This is a genomic window from Pseudoalteromonas sp. SG43-5, assembly GCF_014164345.1.
GTDB classification, from domain to species: Bacteria; Pseudomonadota; Gammaproteobacteria; order Enterobacterales; family Alteromonadaceae; genus Pseudoalteromonas; species Pseudoalteromonas distincta.
On the sequence record NZ_JACJFA010000044.1, the window covers coordinates 1 to 1214 of the forward strand.

The 1214-nt window shown below is 39.1% G+C and carries 1 protein-coding gene; it reads left to right on the forward strand.

All coding sequences use genetic code 11. The features are described 5' to 3' along the window. Nucleotides 1-229 precede the first annotated feature (229 nt). Nucleotides 230-1183, forward strand: coding sequence for an IS110 family transposase (locus tag H5161_RS19910; protein ID WP_024598675.1), 954 nt, complete (start codon nucleotides 230-232; stop codon nucleotides 1181-1183). Nucleotides 1184-1214 lie beyond the last annotated feature (31 nt).

Sequence of the window (1214 nt, forward strand, 5' to 3'; positions counted from 1 at the left end):
CTTGTATGGATAATAAACCCATAAATTAATTAATACTTTAACCAAGTTCGGGTAATGTGAGGCCCAAGCTTTGGCTGCAACCAAAGCCTTTTATACAGTAGTTCGATTGATTGAAGGCTCCTCTATTGAGAGACCGATAACAAGAAAGAACGCTGTATAAACTCCAAGCATTAAACTCGGATAGTCAACGGGGCCTCGAGCCCGAATCGCAAGGCAGAGTCAGCTTATTATGAATACACTCAATAATCAAAATGAAATTAACGTCGGTGTCGATACAGGTAAAACTCAACTCGATATTTACATCCGACCTTTAGATATATATTTCACCGTAGAAAACAATGACGGCGGCATTAAACACGCTATAAAAACACTAAAAAAGCACCCAATAACGCGTGTTACTATTGAAGCAACTGGGCGCCTTGAACACCCCTTTATTATGGCGTGTGCTCAAGCGAATATCCCTTTCGTTGTTGCTAATCCCGTTAATATTAAACGTTTCGCAGGCGCTATTGGCCAAAAAGCAAAAACAGATAAACTTGATGCGCAACTCATCGCTCATTTTGGTGAAGCAATAAAGCCACCACTCTCTTCTTTAAAGCCAGAGCAGATGCGCTTGATGAGTGATTTACTTTCTAGAAGAAGGCAGTTAATGGATATGCAAACGATGGAGAAAAATCGTTCACAGATAATGCCAAAAACAATATCATCACTAATAAAACCTATCCTAACGGCATTAAAAAATCAGATTGAAAAAGTAGATTTGAAACTACAAAAACTCATCAAAGAATGTGACGAATATAAGGTCAAGAATGACATTATTCAAAGTGTGCCTGGCGTTGGGAATGTTGTCGCATTTAACTTACTTAGTGACATGCCTGAGCTTGGGTGTGTAAACAATAAAGAGGCTGCATCACTGGTTGGTGTTGCACCATTTAATCGAGAAAGTGGTGCTTATCAGGGTAAACGGATGATACGAGGTGGACGGCCAAAAATTAGAACCGCAATGTATATGGCAATGATGTCAGCTATCCAATGTAACCCTAAATTTAAAGCTATTTATCATCGGCTAGTCGCGGCAGGGAAACCTAAAAAAGTGGCTATTATTGCCTGTATAAGAAAGCTTATAGTAATCATAAATTCTATGGTGAGGGATGGTGTCATGTGGGATCCTAAAATGGTTTGAAATTAGGAATTGACACCATAGTCACTTGTTA

Coding starts and splice junctions, on each gene's coding strand:
- H5161_RS19910 (WP_024598675.1), top strand. CDS start 230: ATGAATACACTCAATAATCAAAATGAAATTAACGTCGGTGTCGATACA.